General features: G+C 34.6%; 22 protein-coding genes. 5 read left to right on the forward strand and 17 right to left on the reverse strand.

The window, feature by feature from the left end:
• Positions 1 to 190 precede the first annotated feature (190 nt).
• The 8 genes from BA1_RS11715 to BA1_RS11745 all read right to left on the reverse strand — a co-directional run bounded on the left by BA1_RS11715 (position 191) and on the right by BA1_RS11745 (position 3,825).
• Positions 191 to 451 carry a hypothetical protein gene (locus BA1_RS11715; protein ID WP_008343967.1) on the reverse strand — a complete coding sequence of 87 codons (261 nt, stop codon included), beginning with the start codon at positions 449 to 451 and terminating at the stop codon, positions 191 to 193.
• Positions 452 to 610: 159 nt separating this feature from the next.
• Positions 611 to 775 carry a hypothetical protein gene (locus BA1_RS11720; RefSeq protein WP_237739214.1) on the reverse strand — a complete coding sequence of 55 codons (165 nt, stop codon included), beginning with the start codon at positions 773 to 775 and terminating at the stop codon, positions 611 to 613.
• A 113-nt stretch (positions 776 to 888) separates the two neighbouring features.
• Complete coding sequence (locus BA1_RS11725; RefSeq protein ID WP_237739215.1) at positions 889 to 1,260, reverse strand: DUF3102 domain-containing protein; 372 nt, start codon at positions 1,258 to 1,260, stop codon at positions 889 to 891.
• 50 nt (positions 1,261 to 1,310) lie between these two features.
• The gene (locus BA1_RS11730) at positions 1,311 to 1,778 is read right to left on the reverse strand and encodes a hypothetical protein (RefSeq protein WP_008359168.1); all 468 of its coding nucleotides are present in this window, start codon (positions 1,776 to 1,778) and stop codon (positions 1,311 to 1,313) included.
• 307 nt (positions 1,779 to 2,085) lie between these two features.
• Entirely contained in the window at positions 2,086 to 2,247 is a 162-nt protein-coding gene (locus BA1_RS19055) for a hypothetical protein (protein WP_155887865.1), read from the reverse strand.
• A gap of 24 nt (positions 2,248 to 2,271) precedes the next feature.
• On the reverse strand, positions 2,272 to 2,439 hold the full coding sequence (locus BA1_RS19060) for a hypothetical protein (protein ID WP_155887866.1): 168 nt from the start codon (positions 2,437 to 2,439) through the stop codon (positions 2,272 to 2,274).
• Between the two features lie 847 nt (positions 2,440 to 3,286).
• Positions 3,287 to 3,466, reverse strand: coding sequence for a hypothetical protein (locus BA1_RS11740; protein ID WP_034739239.1), 180 nt, complete (start codon positions 3,464 to 3,466; stop codon positions 3,287 to 3,289).
• Positions 3,467 to 3,468: 2 nt separating this feature from the next.
• The gene (locus BA1_RS11745) at positions 3,469 to 3,825 is read right to left on the reverse strand and encodes a hypothetical protein (RefSeq protein ID WP_008359172.1); all 357 of its coding nucleotides are present in this window, start codon (positions 3,823 to 3,825) and stop codon (positions 3,469 to 3,471) included.
• Positions 3,826 to 3,996: 171 nt separating this feature from the next.
• Here BA1_RS11745 and BA1_RS11750 point away from each other — a divergent pair, with 171 nt between their 5' ends.
• From BA1_RS11750 to BA1_RS19665, 3 genes are all read left to right on the forward strand, one after another.
• A complete protein-coding gene (locus tag BA1_RS11750) occupies positions 3,997 to 4,218 on the forward strand; it encodes a helix-turn-helix domain-containing protein (protein ID WP_008359174.1) in 222 nt (73 codons plus the stop codon).
• 81 nt (positions 4,219 to 4,299) lie between these two features.
• A complete protein-coding gene (locus tag BA1_RS19065; protein ID WP_155887867.1) occupies positions 4,300 to 4,440 on the forward strand; it encodes a hypothetical protein in 141 nt (46 codons plus the stop codon).
• A 1-nt stretch (position 4,441) separates the two neighbouring features.
• A complete protein-coding gene (locus tag BA1_RS19665) occupies positions 4,442 to 4,570 on the forward strand; it encodes a hypothetical protein (protein ID WP_272942721.1) in 129 nt (42 codons plus the stop codon).
• 43 nt (positions 4,571 to 4,613) lie between these two features.
• Here the strand turns inward: BA1_RS19665 and BA1_RS11755 are convergent, their stop codons facing one another.
• A complete protein-coding gene (locus BA1_RS11755) occupies positions 4,614 to 5,222 on the reverse strand; it encodes a hypothetical protein (RefSeq protein ID WP_008359176.1) in 609 nt (202 codons plus the stop codon).
• A gap of 94 nt (positions 5,223 to 5,316) precedes the next feature.
• Between BA1_RS11755 and BA1_RS19300 the strand changes: the two genes are divergently transcribed.
• Together BA1_RS19300 and BA1_RS11760 are read left to right on the forward strand one after the other, a co-directional pair.
• Positions 5,317 to 5,487, forward strand: a complete 171-nt coding sequence (locus BA1_RS19300) for a hypothetical protein (RefSeq protein ID WP_193352009.1) — start codon at positions 5,317 to 5,319, stop codon at positions 5,485 to 5,487.
• A 150-nt stretch (positions 5,488 to 5,637) separates the two neighbouring features.
• Positions 5,638 to 5,904 carry a hypothetical protein gene (locus tag BA1_RS11760; protein WP_008359178.1) on the forward strand — a complete coding sequence of 89 codons (267 nt, stop codon included), beginning with the start codon at positions 5,638 to 5,640 and terminating at the stop codon, positions 5,902 to 5,904.
• 256 nt (positions 5,905 to 6,160) lie between these two features.
• Here the strand turns inward: BA1_RS11760 and BA1_RS11765 are convergent, their stop codons facing one another.
• From BA1_RS11765 to BA1_RS11795, 8 genes are all read right to left on the reverse strand, one after another.
• Positions 6,161 to 6,970 carry a hypothetical protein gene (locus BA1_RS11765; RefSeq protein WP_008359179.1) on the reverse strand — a complete coding sequence of 270 codons (810 nt, stop codon included), beginning with the start codon at positions 6,968 to 6,970 and terminating at the stop codon, positions 6,161 to 6,163.
• Between the two features lie 153 nt (positions 6,971 to 7,123).
• A complete protein-coding gene (locus BA1_RS11770) occupies positions 7,124 to 13,828 on the reverse strand; it encodes a phage tail tape measure protein (RefSeq protein ID WP_008359181.1) in 6,705 nt (2,234 codons plus the stop codon).
• A 78-nt stretch (positions 13,829 to 13,906) separates the two neighbouring features.
• The gene (locus tag BA1_RS11775; protein WP_008359184.1) at positions 13,907 to 14,227 is read right to left on the reverse strand and encodes a phage head completion protein; all 321 of its coding nucleotides are present in this window, start codon (positions 14,225 to 14,227) and stop codon (positions 13,907 to 13,909) included.
• Positions 14,228 to 14,238: 11 nt separating this feature from the next.
• Positions 14,239 to 14,544: a head-tail connector protein gene (locus BA1_RS11780; protein ID WP_008359186.1), complete on the reverse strand. Its 306-nt coding sequence runs from the start codon at positions 14,542 to 14,544 to the stop codon at positions 14,239 to 14,241.
• Positions 14,531 to 14,701, reverse strand: coding sequence for a hypothetical protein (locus BA1_RS19070; RefSeq protein WP_155887868.1), 171 nt, complete (start codon positions 14,699 to 14,701; stop codon positions 14,531 to 14,533). Before BA1_RS19070 ends, BA1_RS11780 begins: the two co-directional genes overlap by 14 nt.
• A 60-nt stretch (positions 14,702 to 14,761) precedes the next feature.
• Complete coding sequence (locus tag BA1_RS11785; RefSeq protein ID WP_008359188.1) at positions 14,762 to 15,592, reverse strand: phage major capsid protein; 831 nt, start codon at positions 15,590 to 15,592, stop codon at positions 14,762 to 14,764.
• Between the two features lie 30 nt (positions 15,593 to 15,622).
• Positions 15,623 to 16,216, reverse strand: coding sequence for a DUF4355 domain-containing protein (locus BA1_RS11790; RefSeq protein WP_008359190.1), 594 nt, complete (start codon positions 16,214 to 16,216; stop codon positions 15,623 to 15,625).
• Positions 16,217 to 16,341: 125 nt separating this feature from the next.
• Positions 16,342 to 17,673: a phage portal protein gene (locus BA1_RS11795; RefSeq protein WP_008359193.1), complete on the reverse strand. Its 1,332-nt coding sequence runs from the start codon at positions 17,671 to 17,673 to the stop codon at positions 16,342 to 16,344.
• Position 17,674: the final 1 nt, after the last annotated feature.

Genomic DNA, 17,674 nt, shown 5'->3' on the forward strand with positions numbered 1-17,674 from the left:
TTAACATGTGAAGAAGTGTGTTGTAAACATGATTTATTGCTTAATATATGTAATTTGTAGCTTCTTAAGCCTATTAAATCAACGTTTTAACAGATAGAACCCTCATCTTAACTTATCTTAAATTATCCATCGGTGGTCAAATGGTGGTCAATTTGGTGGTCAAAATCACATTGAAATTAGCCCCATTGATTTACTGATTATTAATCCATTTTAATAAGAATTCTTTAGTTTGAGCTACAGGATAATACCACTTGTTCCCTATCTTTCTTTTTGGGAAATCTTTATCAAAGAAAAACTCTTTTTGCATAGTGTTCATACACATACTTGTCTGATATTCTAGCTCCTTAGTATTCCAAAACAGTTTTTCATTGTCGAGCTTATTTAAGTGTTTCTCCAATTCATCTATGTAAAGTTTTCTAACTTCTTCTTCATCAATTTTGATGTTTAACATTTAATTCCTACTTTCATTTTTTATTTTTTATACAACAATTTATAAATTAAAGAACGACGAATAAGGTGTTGGCATAATGCCCCACCCTTAGTTTTTAATAAACTTTAATTAGTATTTAATTAAAACAAACAGACAGGTAACATCTCCCTGTCTGCAAATTTAAGCTTTATTACCATTAATATATCTCACTAACATGGCTGCTGCGTACATAAAGAAAGCAGCAATGAAACCATTGACCATACTCCCAAAAACGACAATTAGAATCTGTCCTGCGTAATCTGTCCATGTCTTATCTGGAAATACAGCAATGTTCCATATACTCACCAACATATAGAATCCAGTCACAACGATAAACGTCCAAACAACTAACTTTGATTTAAGCATTTAATGACAATCCCCCAACATCCATTTTCTTCTATGATAACATGGGTTAATAATTAATCCTCAATTAATTCATAATGATCCATATTCTTAGCTTCATCTAACTCCCGTTCCAGTCGCTTCTTATCTTGTTCAGCTGCCTTTAAAGCTTTCTTGACTTCACGCAGCTCACGTACAGTCATTTCGTCTACAGTTTTTGTCTCACCTGTGGATGGTACAGTCTGCGGATGTATCCTTTGTTCGGGAGATAGTTGAGCAATTTCATAAAGGGCATTCAATCCTAAATCACGTGACGTCACGTGATTTCCTCCATTAAATTCTTCGAACACTCTGATATATCTTCTCGAAAGGTCTTGAGTTATTCCAATCGACTCACACCATTTCCCCCACTCACCATGAACTAAATCATTCTCTTTCACATGTTTCAACCGTCTACCAATCTCAAATATGGCCTGTCCAGCTACTTGCTTGTATGAGTTTATTTCTTTTTCATATCTTCTTTTATTTGAATTAGTAACTCTTTAAAATGAAGTGATACAATGTATCTTTTTCTATCTTTATACGCCATGTACATTAAAAAAAATAGCAATAAAGCAAATATGACAAACATCCACCCATAATCTAAATTTAACTGAAACAATCGTTTAAAGATCCCTGATTCTCTAAATATTAGTGAAATAGTAGTTACGAAAAATCCCACTACTATTATTGATTGTCTAAGATCACTTATATAACAAATCTTCTCCAATCTGGCTATTGCATATAAAATAAAGTCTTTTTTTAAACACCTTATAGCCTTAATCTTATCTTCAATATCTGAAGACTTTTGTTGACTAGGAAATGATTTTTCTAGAAACTTGATTAGTTTCCGTGTTGACTTATTTGTTAAGTTTTCTTCGAGGGTGCTTTTGTTAAAATCCATCTCATTATTTTTTTTCTTTTTCATAATAGATCACCTCGTCTAATATATCGTCCAAGGAAGAAAATGGTTTAAGCGTAACATTTAACATATGGCACTCCCACTACAGACTTTAATTGATAATGAATTCATTTACTTCCTAAGTTCAATTTAGGCAGCCTAATACCCTCATTTAAAATGATAGTGGTGACCGTCATAGTGTTCCTGTCATATAGGGTGTCGGTTAAAACTACTCCCTTTAATACCTGTCAAATTGACAGAAATAAAGCTAATCCTTTGGCCTAGATTTGGGGCTGATGAATATTAGAGGAGCATCTAAATTTGGATTCTCTAATCACTGTTTTAACACTGCATTAAAACGTTCAGCATACTCTCTCTTCTGTTTTTCTATTGAGTCTTCATCTTGAAATGTTGCAAATCCCTCCAGAGTGCATTCTGCACTATACCAGTCCTCCAAAAGTTCATTAAATATTTTCAATAATTTCTCTTTTTTCATATTTATCACTCCGTAATTTTTATATTATATTTTAGTTAATTCTCCATTTGAATTTTCGTAAAGTATGTTATCAAGTTTATCTTGGTAAAGTAATCCCACATACTCGTCTTCTGCAATAATCTTCACTTGATATTTGTTTTCCAACTCTTTAATTTTTCGTGTGAATTCTTTGATTTCTTCAGTTCTACTCATACATTTTCCTCCTGTTTGATATTTCGTGACATATCGAAATTTATTTTCACTATTAGTCTTGACTTGTCGTTTGCTTTTTGGCTTGATAGGTTGAAAGCAATGGACAACGGCTGGACAAGTTGTCTGCCTGAATTTGCTTGTAAAAAAATAAACAAACTCAGACAGGCGACTGACTAACTTGATAGTGTATCAAGCTTATGGTATCCGTATGTGTCACCCTATTTGCCGTTGGTTATTCTCCAAACAAGCCTACTGTGTCAAGTGTCCCTAACAGTTTCAGAGCCCCCAAATTTGGGTTCTCCTACTCGTGGCTTGTCCTGCATCGTCAGAAACGATACACCCATCCTTCGTTCAGCACTTAATGGCAGCTTTCGCCTTTCAGATACATGTGCAAATAGGGAAGCACAGTGGTATCCTATCCTCATTTTTTGCATCGGCTGAGTCACTACCCTTTCAAGTTTAACGTGTGTTAGCGCATTCCACGACAGTCTTACCCTTAAAATAGGCATCACTAAAGACAACACCTTGATTCAGGAGTACAGACTGATTCTATTCAGTTAAGTATGGTTCACCTTGAACTAGAGCTGTGAGGTAAACTTTACTTACCTCACAAAATGCACGACCTATGTTTAAATGAGGTCGTAATGCAAAATATTGAATATAGATTAAAAATAAGTTAGAATGGGCTGGTATCATGGGATTTGTACCAACCCATCAGATTAGATAGTGCGCCAACACTTTTCTAATCAGCTAGAAATGACGATCATGAGCAGTAGGAATAGCCCTAATGTGCTCATGATTGTTACAAACAGTAACTCATCTATGAACCTTCTAAATAACTTCCCCATTAATTTAACCCCACTACAGCTAATTCATCACGACTATAAACATCAAGCATGTTATATTCATCATCAGCGACTCCATATTGATCATTGCTATGTACTTCTTCAATCGTTCCTAGTCCGTATAACGTTTGTACTCTTTGACCTACAGATAATTTCCAGTTTGGATTAACAATGTTTAACATGCTCATTTCCCCTTTGTAATTGGTTTAGTTGGATCAAGGATTATACAGTCAAATTCTGTTTCTTGATTCTTCGGTTCTAATATCCTCAAATCGGTTAAGACTTCCCAAAGCGTGATTTGCTTCAATAGATGTGTAACGACCTCAGCAAGCGTTTCTAAGTCTGCATACGGAACGTTTCTTCCTATATACCAGATCGTTCCCTCATCGTATTTACCGTCAGTTCGTTGAGTGATTTCAGCTAAAACAACCTGGCCATCACACTCCCCTACTGCATAACCTTCTTTAACGATGATTGCTGTGTAAAGATTGTTGATTTCTTGTGTGTTGAATTCGGTTTGAACGATTTTGATATGATTCATTTAATCACCCTAACATAATGTTTATTTACTTTTTGTTTTTGTTTAACTTTCTAAACATATAATAAACCATAAATAAACATTAATCAATACTTTTTTGAAATTTATTTTTAGATAATTAAACATTATATGTTACAATCTAAATAGTTGATTATAATGAAGAGGTGTGTTTTAGTGAGATTAAGACCAAGTTATAAACCAATGGAAATCACTTTGATAAGGAAAGACAAAAAAAAATCCGATCTTAGAAATGATACGGACATTTCTTCTGCAACGCTTGCCAAAATGTCTAAAGGTGAGATTGTATCGTTAGGGGTTATAATTAAAATTTGCGAATATCTAGAATGTGAAATACACGATGTAGTTGAATTAGAAGAAATCGAGGAAGACTCTTAAGCAAAAGTATTGCTTTTTATTTTTTGCAATTCGTTAAACAAAACAATTGCAATAGTGATAAATAAATTAGAGGTAAGCAAAATGGACGAAAAATTATTCAAGTTGATTGAACAATTAGCTGCGGATGTCTCAATCATTAAACAAGATGTGAAAGAAATTAAATCCACAGTTACCAAGCTGGAGGAAAATGAGCAGTATTATAATTGGTCAGAGGTGAATTGAAATGACCGAACAAATTCTTAATATACTTAATGAGATGAGCAATGAGTTGCATGAAGGCTTTGAAAATGTCTATACACACATAGACAAGATTGAAAATTCTTTGACACGAATTGAAGATAAAGCAAAATAAAAAAACAAGCGATAAATATCTCGCTTGTTTTTATTTTTAAAAGTTAAAAACAGTTTGCAGCAACTCCTGTTAAACTGAAAAAGTCTAGAAGAGCATTTTTAACATCCTTGTTTAAATTTTTTGAAACTTTATCCAAAGCTTTATCCATAGCTTTATATCGAGAAAAGCCACCATAGCGATATTTGTCATACCACTTTTTGATATCTTTCACTGCTTTTGATGTACCGCCCAAAGCTTTTAACGCAGATTTTATTTTTGTAATCTTAGAGAAAGAAAATGCATTACTTACAAGTGCAACACCTACAGCAGTAATACATCCTAAAACATTAGAAGTTCTAATAACATTAGGGTCTTGTTCTCCAAACTTCAAAAATCCTTCCCCATCTCTGTAATAAATAGACACGAACAAACCTGTTTCTTTCTCAAACCATTCTGCAGTAGCTTCTATTCCCTTATCTAAAACTGCATTGGGGATATTCTCAATTGATTTAAGGACACTCTCAGTTTGATCAAACATCTCACTGTCAGCTAAACGCTCATTTTTAGTGGGAGCTGCATCACTAGTATCAATGGCACTTGCAAAACTTGGAGCAACCATTGAAAATAAAAAGACGGACACCATTATGTAGATGTAATTTCTTAGTTTTCTCATTCTATTCCTCCTAATAAATCAAGATTGATATAATTTTACCATTTATGTAAAAATATTTCTATAGTACAATATGTTTTAGAAAGGGGATTTTTTTATGAAAAATAATTTATCCTTACTCGGCGTATTAGCCATTTTAATTATCACCATTGTGAACTTTGCTTCAAAAGATGAAATAATCACAGGGATAGTTGGAGGTATATTGTTTATATTCATGCTTGTTCTAAACATCGTTTCTAGAAAACGAGCAAACAATGACTCTACTTAATGGGATTGATGTGAATACTATTAAGTAGTTGTACAAATGACCACTTACATTGATGTGTAGGTGGTTTTTTATTACCATCATTTACATATAGACCCCCTCCTCTATTCTTCTTATTATTAATTTATTAAATTCAACTAGAGGAGTTTTATTTTGGCTAAGACAAACAGAGGAAGATGGAAAGAAAACTTTGAACACGCAAAGAAAAACAAAACAAAAACATTGACTTTTCCAGGAAAACCCTACTCAATAGCAATTTTCCCTCAAGTATATGGTGATGTAGTTACAGAAGATCAATTCTATCAAGAATTAGCAAATATAATCATAAAAGAAGCACGTATGGAATCTAAATTTACCGAGGTTAATCAACATGAGCGAACAACACGAAAACAAATCAAAAAAGAGAAAAGAATCAATTGAGAACTATAGAATCACTACACAGGTAACACCAGAAATAGAAAAATTCTTTAAAGAAGTTGTGGCTTCAAAAGAGTTTTATGATTTCGCTTCACACCTAATGCACAAATATAAAAAAGTCTAAAAATAAAAAAGAACCCCAAAATTAAAGGGTTCTTTTTCTCACATTCCAGGTCTAACATCATTTAAAGATACTTTCATATTAATCCCTCCCCTACTTTCTTCAAAATACTTCTTTTATTCTAAACCAGCCTATTGGCTAATTTTGAATCATCAGCTTTTTCTCAATAATCACAAAAGCTTTAGTCATTTCTGAAATTATAATGGCTTCTGCTTTTGTGATACTTGGCTCATTTATACTACCATGTCCCGACAGAGGTTCACTGTTTCTTTTATTGTAGATATACTTAATATAATCAATAAAGCTTTCTGGGAGTTTTGTTTCTTTCTTATATAAACCAATAAAAGATCCCAAAGATTTATCAACTATACTTGGTTTCTGCACTACCTCTTTGGCTAATGTTTCTGCTATACTGGCAGCTGTGTGAAGAACTCCAGCATAATCTTCATCGTTCATCATATTTTTCATACGTTCTATTAGAGATCTAATATTTTTATGTTCATTAACATCTTCAAACTGCTCTTTTTCAGTCAAATCATCAATCTCAATTATGAAATCTCCGTCAAGTTCTTCTATCTTGAACGATGCATTGTGAGTTTTTAGAACTCGATTAACAATATTAAGCTCAATTAAACCATTATTAAGCAAATCTAAAATTATTTCAATAAACTGAACAGTGTTTGATATTTTCAATATTAGCTCTAAATGCCCCATTTGTACCACTGTAGATTTACCTTCAACTTCTTCGTAATCATCATAGATAAAAATTTCTTTACCTAGAATGTGATTTGCTATGTTAATAATTCGGTTTAAATAACCGCTCCTAACTTGATATTCTTCATCTAGGCAAAGCGTGCGTAGATATCTCGTGAGTGCCAATCTCGTTTTTGGAAGAATAACTTCGTATTCAAGTTGTTTTTTTTCATCTTCTGTTAATTCTAAAAACATATTATCCCCTCTCTTTAAAAGAATGATTTTATAAAGATTCCTATGTCTTCATTAACTCTCGATGAAAACAAAAACTTTCAATTTCAATTATCTCTCAAAATCTTGGGAAAAACAAACAAAAAATAGGTGTATAGAATACAGTCTATACACCTATTAGACCTTACCTTTCATTTGTTTTAATCCCTGGCGAATTGCTTGCAGTGCATTATTAGCCCCTTTTTCATCAGCGACCATTTTATCAATGTGCATATTCACTGAATAATTGTTCGTAACATTCTTAGACTCTGACACTTCAAATCCTGGAACCGATAGTTTAGGGATAACTACTGAAGAAGCAACATTGTTAAACATACTTCGTATTGACTCGTAACTCTTTGCTATTGCTCCCATACTTCGATCTTCTATCTTTGTTTCTCTAAGCAACTCGACAGCTTTAAGCATGTTAACTGAGTCTTGTTTATTGAGGACAATTTCTCCATCATCTACTACAGCTAAAGCTCCTTGGGCTGGTACTTTACCAACTGATCCACCAGTCTTAAAACGAGCGATCTTTTGTCCAGTTGTATTTCCCTTAACGACAACACCGAGAGCATTTGAAGCCTCTTTAAGCTTATCGATCAAATTGTTAGAGATAGACTTGCCAATTGACTCCATATTTGAATTGATGAATTTAGTGAACTCAGAAAGCTGCTTATTGATGTCACTGATCTTACCATTCATCAATTTTCCTTCTAAATTCTTGAACCCACGTTCATCATTTACAAGATCATCATACTTGGTGTTGATTGATTTCTCATCTTTTTCAAGTTGATCCTGCAAAGCTTCTTTACGCTTGGAGTTTTCACGATCTTTTAGGAATTGATCTAAATCAAGCTGTTCTTTTTGCATCTGTTCAGTAAGTTCTTTTACCTTTGACTTACCAAATTCTGAGTCGTCTAACGCATATTGATTTATCTGATCTAAAAGCTTTTGAATACTTTCCTGGCGATCTTTTAAATCTTTTTGGAACTTAGCTTCATCGTCTTCCTTATCGATGCCATCAATGATATCTTGAGTAGCTTTACGATGAGCTTCAAGCTCAATATCACGCATCTTTTCGTACATCTCTTTATAGATAGAGACGACTTCATCAGCAAGCGATTTGTAAATATCTTTAATACTTTTCTTGGTTTGATATAGCTCTAAATTGAAATCCTTTTGCTTATCTTTCCAAGAAGAAATTTCATCAGATATTTGTTTCTGGATTTCAGGAAATCCCTTAGCTGCTTTTTTCTGTTTTTCAAGCTGTGTTATGTATTTAGCAGCTTCTTTTTGTTGCTGTTGAATCAGCTTGATTTGCTGACTATAGTACTTAACTTTATCCTTGTCTTCTTCGGTTGTCTGGATCTTGATATCGACGTTCTTAAGCTTTGATTCAGTCTTTTTGAAAGACTTATCAATGTTATTAAGAATTTGATCGGTTTTAGATTGAACAATAGTAGCCTGTAACTCATAAACCTGATCTTTGATGCTGATGAGATCAAGCTTAGCTTGCTTTAATTCTTCTCTAAGTTGTGCACGTTGAGCAGAGTTTAATTGCTTATTTTGTTTTAACTCTTTGTTGATCCAATTAACTTTTTGATTCTGAATCTTTTGTTGCGCTTCAACTGCTTTACGTTGCTCATTTGTATATTTTCTAAACTGTGCGCTGTCATTGAGATAACGACTAGCTTTAGATTGGTTTTGAGCAACTTTCAACTCTAAATCAGACTTACGCTTCTCGAATTCATCAAGTTTTGACTGAACGATTTCATATTGTAGGTCTTGAATTTGGTCTTTGACAGAAGATAGATCACCTTCAAGTCCCAATAAATCTGATTTAGCTTGTGAAATAGCTTGTTGACGTTCAGCTTCAGAGCTAGACAAATCTGAGCCGATTTGTTGCATATATGCTTCTGGATCAATAGCTTTACCGTTTTTCTCAATCTGCATATGAAGATGAGTACCAGTAGAACGACCAGTACTTCCCATCTTACCAAGAGTTTGACCAGCTTGAACCTTTTGACCAGCTTTAACATTGAGTCCTTTTTGCATGTGCATATACTTGGCTACGGTACCATCATCTTGTTGGACAACAACCCAATATCCAGCAGATTTAGAGTATGCAGCAGTGAGGACTTTACCTGATTTTAGAGACTTAATAGGAGTACCATATTTAGCTGCCAAATCTAAACCTTTATGAGGAGCAGAGCGTAAACCTTTTTCTTGCTGACCGAAATGAGATGTTCTTCTCATTGAGTCATAGTAACCAGCAGCCGATCCGCCACTAGAGGATAGTGAACCGCCCATTTGTTTAAAGTAGTTGTTTACTTTCTTAACGTAATTTTGCGTTTCCTTAAATGGAGGAATGCCACCATACTTGGTTACATTACCAGGCCCCGCATTGTATGCAGCTAATGCTTTTTCAATCGATCCAAACTTATCAAGCATTTGCTTAAGATACTTGGTACCGCCCATTACGTTTTGGTAAGGATCCCTAGAATTTTTAACTCCTAGACCTCTTGCTGTAGCAGGCATAAGTTGCATTAAACCAGTTGCTCCAACCGATGAACGAGCATTAGGGTTAAAGTTAGATTCTTGCTTAATAACCGCAGCAATTAACGCAGCTGGGACATTGTATTTCGATGCAGCTTGATTAATTATGTTTGAGTATTTCCCTGAGTAAGAACCACCTGAAGCAGAATATGAAGAACTAGAAGGGGAGTAGGATGAAGAAGAATCAACAATACCCGTTTGAGCAATGTATCCAGATTTAATCTGTTCTTTAAGAAGCTTAATCTGACTCTTAAGAAGTTTTTCTTTTCGTTCTAAAGCTTTGATTTCCTTCTTAATTGAATCACGATATTTCTGTGACCATTTAGGGTAGTCATTAGTTTTTCTGTTTTGTTCTTCAATCTGCTTATTGACCCGCTCTAATGCTTCTTTATATTTGTCTGCAACGTAAATTGAATCTTTCGTTGATTTTGAAGCTTTGTCAGCTGAATCCGACATTGTTTCATAGGATGTGCCAACTTCGGTTAATGAGGAGTTTACCAACTCAGACATCTTATCCAAGTCTTCGAGCTGACTTGTGATATCTGACATTTCACCATATTCCTTATCCATCTCTAACAGTTCAGTAGGATTTCTAGCTCCACCATCATCAATCTTTTTCTTTAATGCAGCTAAATTAGATTGGGCATCAGCCACAGTTTGAATTGTTTTTACTTCTAAACCATAGTTTTTAATCTTTTTAGCAGTTGCATTAGCTTGATTAAGTAGGTCTTGTTTAACTGATTGTTGCATGTCATTGTATGCTTTAAGTTTAACGTTTCTTAATTTTACAACTGCATCACGATTTATTTTCACTACACCATTTTCAACGGAGATAGCTTCTGATAAACCTTTTTCTTTCTGAATAAGCTTCATTGCTTCAGAGGCTGATATAGCTTTACCTTCAGCCATTTTCTCTAACAGATCATTGAGAGGAGACATTTGGTCTGCTAAGTCATCATATACTTCACCTTGCAAAGCTTCCATTGCTGCTGTTGTTTGACCAGATTTAATTAATTGATTCAGCACATCAGCCGTAGCTTCAATATCGCCTTTAACTTCTTTAAGGCGACTGCTTAAATCAGCTACTTTATTGCCTGTTTCGTCAACTGCATCCCCAAATTCGTCATAGGTAACAGCAGTGTCATTAACTATCCCCTTTAACTTGTCCATGCTGATACTCATGATATCAATGCTTGAATCTGATACCTGGTATTTAGACAGGTATGCATCTAATTCTTCTTTAGCTTTTTCAAACCCACCTGAATCACTATCATCTAACGCTCTTTGTAATGCATCTTGGATCCTACCTAAATTCCTCTCAAATTCCTCAACATCTTTAGGATCAGTCAATTCATCAAGATTAAGCGCATCAACAACCTGCTTAATTTGGTCTTTTAAACTTGTACTAATTGTTAATTTGCTAAACGCTTCTGCAGTTTCAATGATCTTATCTTTCATTTCATAAGAAGCGCTTACTACTTGCTGACGAATGGACTCCATTTCCGTTTTGATTTTAGCTTTATCAACATCTGTCTTAGATATAGGTGCTTTTGCATTAATGAAGGGATTATCAGATACAAATGGATTGTCTAAGTCTTTTTGTTTCTTCTCTAATTCTTTATTTAAATCTTTGATTTTGTTAATCGAATCTCGAGCAGTGTCAGAAGCTTGAACTTTAGTTTCTTCTTTTTTTGCTTTGATTAAATTTCTAACGGCTTCAGTCTCTTTATCAATTCGTTCAGCAGAAACTAAGTGTGCTCTTCCTGTTGAATCTACACCTTCCACCAGAGCAGGAAACAGATTAGCTAACTCTTGGGTTATCTTAAGATATTCTTGCTCATTTGTTGTTGTGAGACCGCCATCACGCCTAGATTTATCTAATTCCTTATATCTCTTAATTAATTCTTCTGTTTGATCTTTATTGACTGTAAGTGCTTCAATATTTGTATTTTGAGTTTGTTCAAATTCTTCTCTAGCTTTTTTAGCGTCTGAGTAAGCTCCTACAATCTTTTCTAGGGCTACTCCAATCAAAACTAAACCTGCTCCAACTACTGTTGCAGACATCAATCCTCTCCATGCTACAGTCATAGCCTTTGTAGCTAGTGCCGCTCTAGACATCCCTGCTTCAACGCCTAATAAAGCTTTTTGACTTGCGCTCAAAGCACCTACGCCAAACACTAAGGCCGTCTGCATTGCTCTAGCCGTCTTACTAAACGCAAATACAGCTGCATTAGCTGTTAGGAAAGCCGTAGGGAGAAAACCAATGGAATTGACTACTCCTGATATTACAGCTAACAAGTCGCCTAATACATCAGTAGCAGCGATTAGACCATCACTAATAAAAGCCCTGCTTGCAGCTTCAGAAAGCTCTACAAACTTATTAGATAGATTGTTTAGCCTAGCTTCTAATGACTGAGAGTATTTCTCTTGCTCCCTCATCGAGCTTCCTTGACTGTTTATGGCCATTGAAGTTGCTTTAGTAGCTGTTTCCCAGTTCTCCATTAACGCTAAGAATCTTGTATTTTGGAATTGAGAAGCGATTGTGATACCTAATTGTTGCTTCTGAGCTTGAGACAGTGTTTTCCATCTTCCAGCTAGTTTCTCTAAGATATCCGCAACAGGTATAGCTTCTCCACCTGCATCTTTAACAGCTATTCCTATTCCTTCTAAAGCTGAAACTGCTTGTTTGTTCGTTTGAATTCTAGCAAAAATGGTTTTTAGTGCGTTCCCTGTAACGTTACCCGACTCTTTTGTACTTGATTGAATACTTGCTGTATAGCCAAGTAACTGTTCCATACTTACACCATAAACTTTTGCTGCCGCTGCTGATTTGCGCATTGACTGAGCTAAATCTAATGAAGATGTCTGAAAGTTGTTATCGACTTCGTTTAGAGCATCAGAAATTTTGAGAGAGTCTTTTGAAGCTATACCGAAGTTGACCATTGCTGATGTAAGTGCCTTAACGGTATCTTCAGGTTGAAGTTGTGAGATATTTTGAAGGACTTGAGAGGTTTTAGTTAGGTAGAGGAGTTCGTCACCTTTATAACCTTGTCTGGCGAATTCAGATGTCATTGTAAGGACATCAGCGACTTTGTTAGACAGTTCATTACTTAGATCGATTGAACGTTGTAACAACTCATTAAACTTATAATCAGGAGCATCCATTACTCTTCGAATTTCAGTCATTTTAGAGTCAAGCATGATAGCATTATCGACCATAGATTTTAGACCGCTAACTGCACCAAAGAATATCGATCCAGTAATTAAATAGGCTGGCATCCTTGCAAATGCATCGCCTAACCTACCGCCAAATGTGTTAATGTTCTGAGCTGAGTTAGTTACATTTGCCGAAAGCTCTCTGAACTGAACATTTAAAGTCTGCATCTGACTTTGAAGCTTAGGTGTGCGACTAGTTAAAGCATTTACTGATGAGAGATATTGCTGAATTGCTTGTGAGTTTGTATCACTTATAGATGAGCCATATTGGGATGTTAATTTACTAGCTTTAACTGCAGCAAGTCTTTGATATAACTGAATTTGACGCTGTATTTCTTGCGTCTTGGCTACTGCTGCTGACTTATCATCTAAAAGCTTTATTTTCCCTCGAAGCGCTTCAATCTCATTTGCACTTTGAGCCAGATTCAGTTTCTTACCTAAAGATGTCAAAGTAACATCTGATACTATTCCTTTTTGGCGCAATTTCTCCAATGCATCGTGTAACGCATCAATAGCTTTTCGCTGCTGGTCGTAATTAGTTACAGTTTTTACAGACTTTAAGCCATTTTTATCAGAAGCGTATGTAACATCATCAAAGCCGTTTTTGTACTTTTCGACTTTTCCTGTTCTTCTCCCAGAGCCGTCAGTTTTGTTTACTTCTTTTTGTTTCTGACCAAGCCGCTCCGTAAGTTGAGTAAGCTTCGCTACTTCTTTAGCCTCTTCTCTTAAACTCTTTGTTGTATTATCAATGACTTTTCGGGTTTTTTCGTGGATTTCTCCATTTTGCTTTATTTTCTGATTGACTGTTTTAATTGATCCATCTGCATTTTTGAAAACAGTCTCGAACTCTTTAATTGTTGAATTGAAATCTCTTAAGCTGCGTTGATTCTCTGAAAAACGCTTTGAAATATTTTCAAGACTCTTTAAGACATCTTTACCTAGATTGATATCTAATTTAAGACCGTTTACTTTGCCTTGCAACTGTTTAATTTGACTGTTTATTTGATCGACTGATTTTTTCGAGGTGTCAGCCATTGGTGTAACAATAATTTTTAATTGCTCACTCACTTTTACATCTCCTTTTGTAATAAAACAAAAATAAAAAAAAGAAACACCTCGAAAATGTAGTCGAAGCGTTTCTTTTCATTATTTTTTCGGTTTTACAAATACCTCAATATGCTTCCCCCAATCCCTGGGACGGTAAAGAACTTCATATTTAATGTCTTTGTACACTATCTCTGCTCCTGTTTGCAGAAACTTCAAAGGCCGACAAATTAGCAAATCTGTGACATCTGGAAATCTACCTAAAGCAGACTGATACATCTTTTCATCTAAAGGCTGGAACTCACATTTATATGGAGTATATTTCTCTACCTTTTCCATGATTGGTTTCCCAGTGATCTCGTTAATCTTTCCACTTGGGACAGTTTCAATATCTATTTTGTAGAAGATTTTTTTAAAATTCATGATATGGCCTTTTACAGCAACTTAACTGTTTGATTGTTATTATTATAGTCATCCAACTCATTAATAATATAGGCAGGGATCGTTTCATGAAACGTTTCGTTGACAGCTCCCATTGATTCTCTTTTGACTCCTTCGTATCCTCTCAGTTTAAATTTGAAAACTGCGATATTTAGAAGGGCTGAATATAAACGATTAGGAATCTCATCTAAATTACAATGATTTAGGATGAAGTTTTCTGCATCATTAATATAGAGCTGTAAAACAGCATCATCAACTTCTTCATCAATTAAAATCTTAAAATCTTTAAGTTGATTCATTGTCTCCACCTGCCGTTTCATTGTCTTCGACTTTGGTTTTGGTTTTCTTGTTCTTCTTTGCAATGTATTGTTCGTAATCAGACTGCTTAATCAAATAATTGTAATGATCTTCAGTTACATTCCAAACTAAACCTGTAACTTTATTTTTAATCCACAAATAATTCATACTCCTTTATTTTTAATTAAAAAAGGAGGGGGAATCCCCCTCCTAAGTTTCTTATAGTTCATCCATAAATAAAGCTGTCAAAACAGCAATGCCCTTAGGTTTAACAAGCTTGCCTCCATAAACTTGCAGACCTTTAATTGCATCCGCGAAAAACTTTTCAGGACGAAAAGCTTCAAGTTTGTCAATTTGAGAAGCAAATGAGATTGCTGAACTATGACCAGCGATAATTTTATAATTATCCCCTACTGTAGGACAGTTATTAGAAGTGAAAACTTTTAACGAACCCACATTGCCAATATAACCGTCATATAAAACTTCAGGGAATTTAGTAAAGCGGGGATCTTTTTGTAATAGCCCATGACCAGCTTCAGGAAGAACAACCCATCTGCCTTGTTTAGGGACGTTAGCTTCAGAAAGTTTCACATTAAGACTAACCAGTCTATTATATAGATTTTGAGAATCAATTCTCATAGGATCTTCATCTGTTCCCATAGTGTTTTTAGGATCAACACCAGTGTATAAATTTGCGATAAATTGATCAGCCACATCAGCAAGCTGGTATGAAACCTCTTTTAATTGCCCACTTAGAAGATTGATATTAGCTTGAGCTGCATCGATATCATCAACTTTAAAATTAAAGTATTTAGCTTGATCTATTTTAAGTTCAGTTTGGCTTCCAACAATTTGCTCTGGTTCACCTACACCATTTTCATCGTAATCGCCAATAGTTACACTACCAAAACTATTGATTTTAACCGTATTACCATGTTTAACATCACCTTGATAATCTGTATTGACTAGGTTGCCAAAAACCAGGGATTTTTTATAAGCTTCGTTTAATTTAGTTGACCATACAACAGGAATAAAATTTTCATACGCCATTATTTAATTCACCTTAACCTTTTATAGTTTTTAATCTAATGAAAGAAGCTTATCAATAGCTTCCTCATTAGCTTTATATTGTTCTTGAGTCAATCCTTGAAGTTGTTCTCTAGTAAATGTTTTTGGTTGTTGTAGACTACCTTTTGGATCAATGCCATCTTCTTTAAGTCTTTCTTTTGTCTTATTTTGCAAATGTTGATCGAAAACATCTTTGAAAGTGTTGAGATTAGCTTCTGTTTTCTCAGAATCATCAGATAGAAAAAAGTCAATTAATTGAGTCGGTAGACCATCTTGGTGAGCCTTCACTAAAGCTTTTTCTTTGATCTCCTTCATCTTGAGAGTTTTTTCTAATTTTTCAACTTTGATTTCAAGTGGATTTTTAGTTGGATTGAGCTCTTTAACCTTTTGATCAACTAGCTTATCCAAATTATTAGCTTTCCACGTTTCTAACCCTTTTGTAAAATGTTGATCTAAACGTGGTTGAAGAACCTTTTTTCCACCATCAGTGTCTAAAAACTGTCTGACTTTATCCTCTGATAAAGCAGAAAGCTCATTTAAATATGATTTCACTTCTGGCGTTTCTTTTTGTTGTTCTAGAAACTGCTTTACTTCTTCTAAATTCATAAATATATCACTCCATCTAATTTGCCTTTATGTACTCGCCATAAAGTCTTTTTTGTTGTATGTCTAACCCACATTCATACTTCCCTGCCCTAACCACTCACAGGATTCCCGAATTTAAAGCATAATTAAGACCCTGTCGGATCAACAGGGTCTTCATGTGCTGGAATTACTATTAAATCTGATTTACCAGGTGTCGTATCTTTGCTGTTTTCTAGTTGTTTAAGTAGCCTTTCATACGCTGCAGAAGGATTTGAAATGAAAGATAGCTTTCCGAGGAGATCTTCATGCGGAACTATTCCATTCAATGTAGCTACCATTTGAGCATTGGCAACATCATCAACTGGAACATTTCGTGTGAAGGAGATAGCAATATCTTTATAATCAAACTTCTCATTATTGATGTCTTTAAGCGCTAAATATTCACAGAAAAGTTTGAGCCTTGATTTTAACAACTGGTCAAAGTCTGACTCACTGATTGCTGACTGATTTTCAAGCTCTTGGAGTTTCAATCGTATTGTTACTCCTGAAGTGTTGCTTTGGAAATTCTCATTTAAATTAACCTGATGACTTTGAGCGTAGATTTCATCTTGAAGTAATTGAAGTACGTCTTTTAAGAAAGTGGCATTGATGTCTTTTGTAAGCCATTCCACTTCAGAATTTGGATTAGGTAACTTAATAATACCGTTTTCTCGCATTTTTTTAGCGTCTTCCATTTTAATGTTACAGTTTTTAAAAACGAGATAAGAGTTTCGATGATCCATGATTTCTTGTGCTGATACCGACAGGATAGCATTGTAAATGTCGATAATCTTCATAATATCTTCAAATGTAGATTTCTTAGAATCGTTATTCTTTAGTTCTCTTACTGGACAGCGTGAAAACCTATGTGGCTTTTCTTGTAAAAGTTCATAAGTTCCACCATTAATCTTATAATTTCGGAAATGGGTGTCATCCCAGACATCAATGTACTCACTTTCATCAAATTTAACTTTATATTTACGAACAGCTAAAGTAATCCTATTTTCAACAGAATTATCGTGTAGCACAATCATTTCAGACGGATGATATACAGCACACTGAAAATCACCTTCGCTATTAATAAAGCTAACCTCATATGCATGACCATTGATCGAAGATATAATTTTTAATTTAATGTTATGGTTGTGTTCCCATGTATTAAAGTTGTAATCAATCAAACTTAAAAACTCTTTGTTATCTGTTTTAGAATTGTAACTTACTGGTTTACCCAACAAATATCCAACACTGTTTTGAACCATCTTCCTGCAATAGTTAAAGTAAACCCTCATATCATTTTTCATCGGGTCATTGGCAATACGTTTATGAAGAATGTCATGATCCCCACTATAGTATCGCCATTTTTTATCATAATTGGGTTTAGTCATTTTCAATTCATCTAGCAGCTTTTTTATAATTTCTTCTTTATCAAAAATACTCATA

Origin of the sequence: Bacillus xiamenensis, from assembly GCF_000300535.1 — a bacterium.
Taxonomy (GTDB): Bacteria; Bacillota; Bacilli; order Bacillales; family Bacillaceae; genus Bacillus; species Bacillus xiamenensis.

Coding starts and splice junctions, on each gene's coding strand:
- BA1_RS11715 (WP_008343967.1), bottom strand. CDS start 451: ATGTTAAACATCAAAATTGATGAAGAAGAAGTTAGAAAACTTTACATA.
- BA1_RS11730 (WP_008359168.1), bottom strand. CDS start 1,778: ATGAAAAAGAAAAAAAATAATGAGATGGATTTTAACAAAAGCACCCTC.
- BA1_RS19055 (WP_155887865.1), bottom strand. CDS start 2,247: ATGAAAAAAGAGAAATTATTGAAAATATTTAATGAACTTTTGGAGGAC.
- BA1_RS19060 (WP_155887866.1), bottom strand. CDS start 2,439: ATGAGTAGAACTGAAGAAATCAAAGAATTCACACGAAAAATTAAAGAG.
- BA1_RS11740 (WP_034739239.1), bottom strand. CDS start 3,466: ATGTTAAACATTGTTAATCCAAACTGGAAATTATCTGTAGGTCAAAGA.
- BA1_RS11745 (WP_008359172.1), bottom strand. CDS start 3,825: ATGAATCATATCAAAATCGTTCAAACCGAATTCAACACACAAGAAATC.
- BA1_RS19065 (WP_155887867.1), top strand. CDS start 4,300: ATGGACGAAAAATTATTCAAGTTGATTGAACAATTAGCTGCGGATGTC.
- BA1_RS19665 (WP_272942721.1), top strand. CDS start 4,442: ATGACCGAACAAATTCTTAATATACTTAATGAGATGAGCAATGAGTTG.
- BA1_RS11755 (WP_008359176.1), bottom strand. CDS start 5,222: ATGAGAAAACTAAGAAATTACATCTACATAATGGTGTCCGTCTTTTTA.
- BA1_RS19300 (WP_193352009.1), top strand. CDS start 5,317: ATGAAAAATAATTTATCCTTACTCGGCGTATTAGCCATTTTAATTATC.
- BA1_RS11765 (WP_008359179.1), bottom strand. CDS start 6,970: ATGTTTTTAGAATTAACAGAAGATGAAAAAAAACAACTTGAATACGAA.
- BA1_RS11775 (WP_008359184.1), bottom strand. CDS start 14,227: ATGAATTTTAAAAAAATCTTCTACAAAATAGATATTGAAACTGTCCCA.
- BA1_RS11780 (WP_008359186.1), bottom strand. CDS start 14,544: ATGAATCAACTTAAAGATTTTAAGATTTTAATTGATGAAGAAGTTGAT.
- BA1_RS11785 (WP_008359188.1), bottom strand. CDS start 15,592: ATGGCGTATGAAAATTTTATTCCTGTTGTATGGTCAACTAAATTAAAC.
- BA1_RS11790 (WP_008359190.1), bottom strand. CDS start 16,216: ATGAATTTAGAAGAAGTAAAGCAGTTTCTAGAACAACAAAAAGAAACG.
- BA1_RS11795 (WP_008359193.1), bottom strand. CDS start 17,673: ATGAGTATTTTTGATAAAGAAGAAATTATAAAAAAGCTGCTAGATGAA.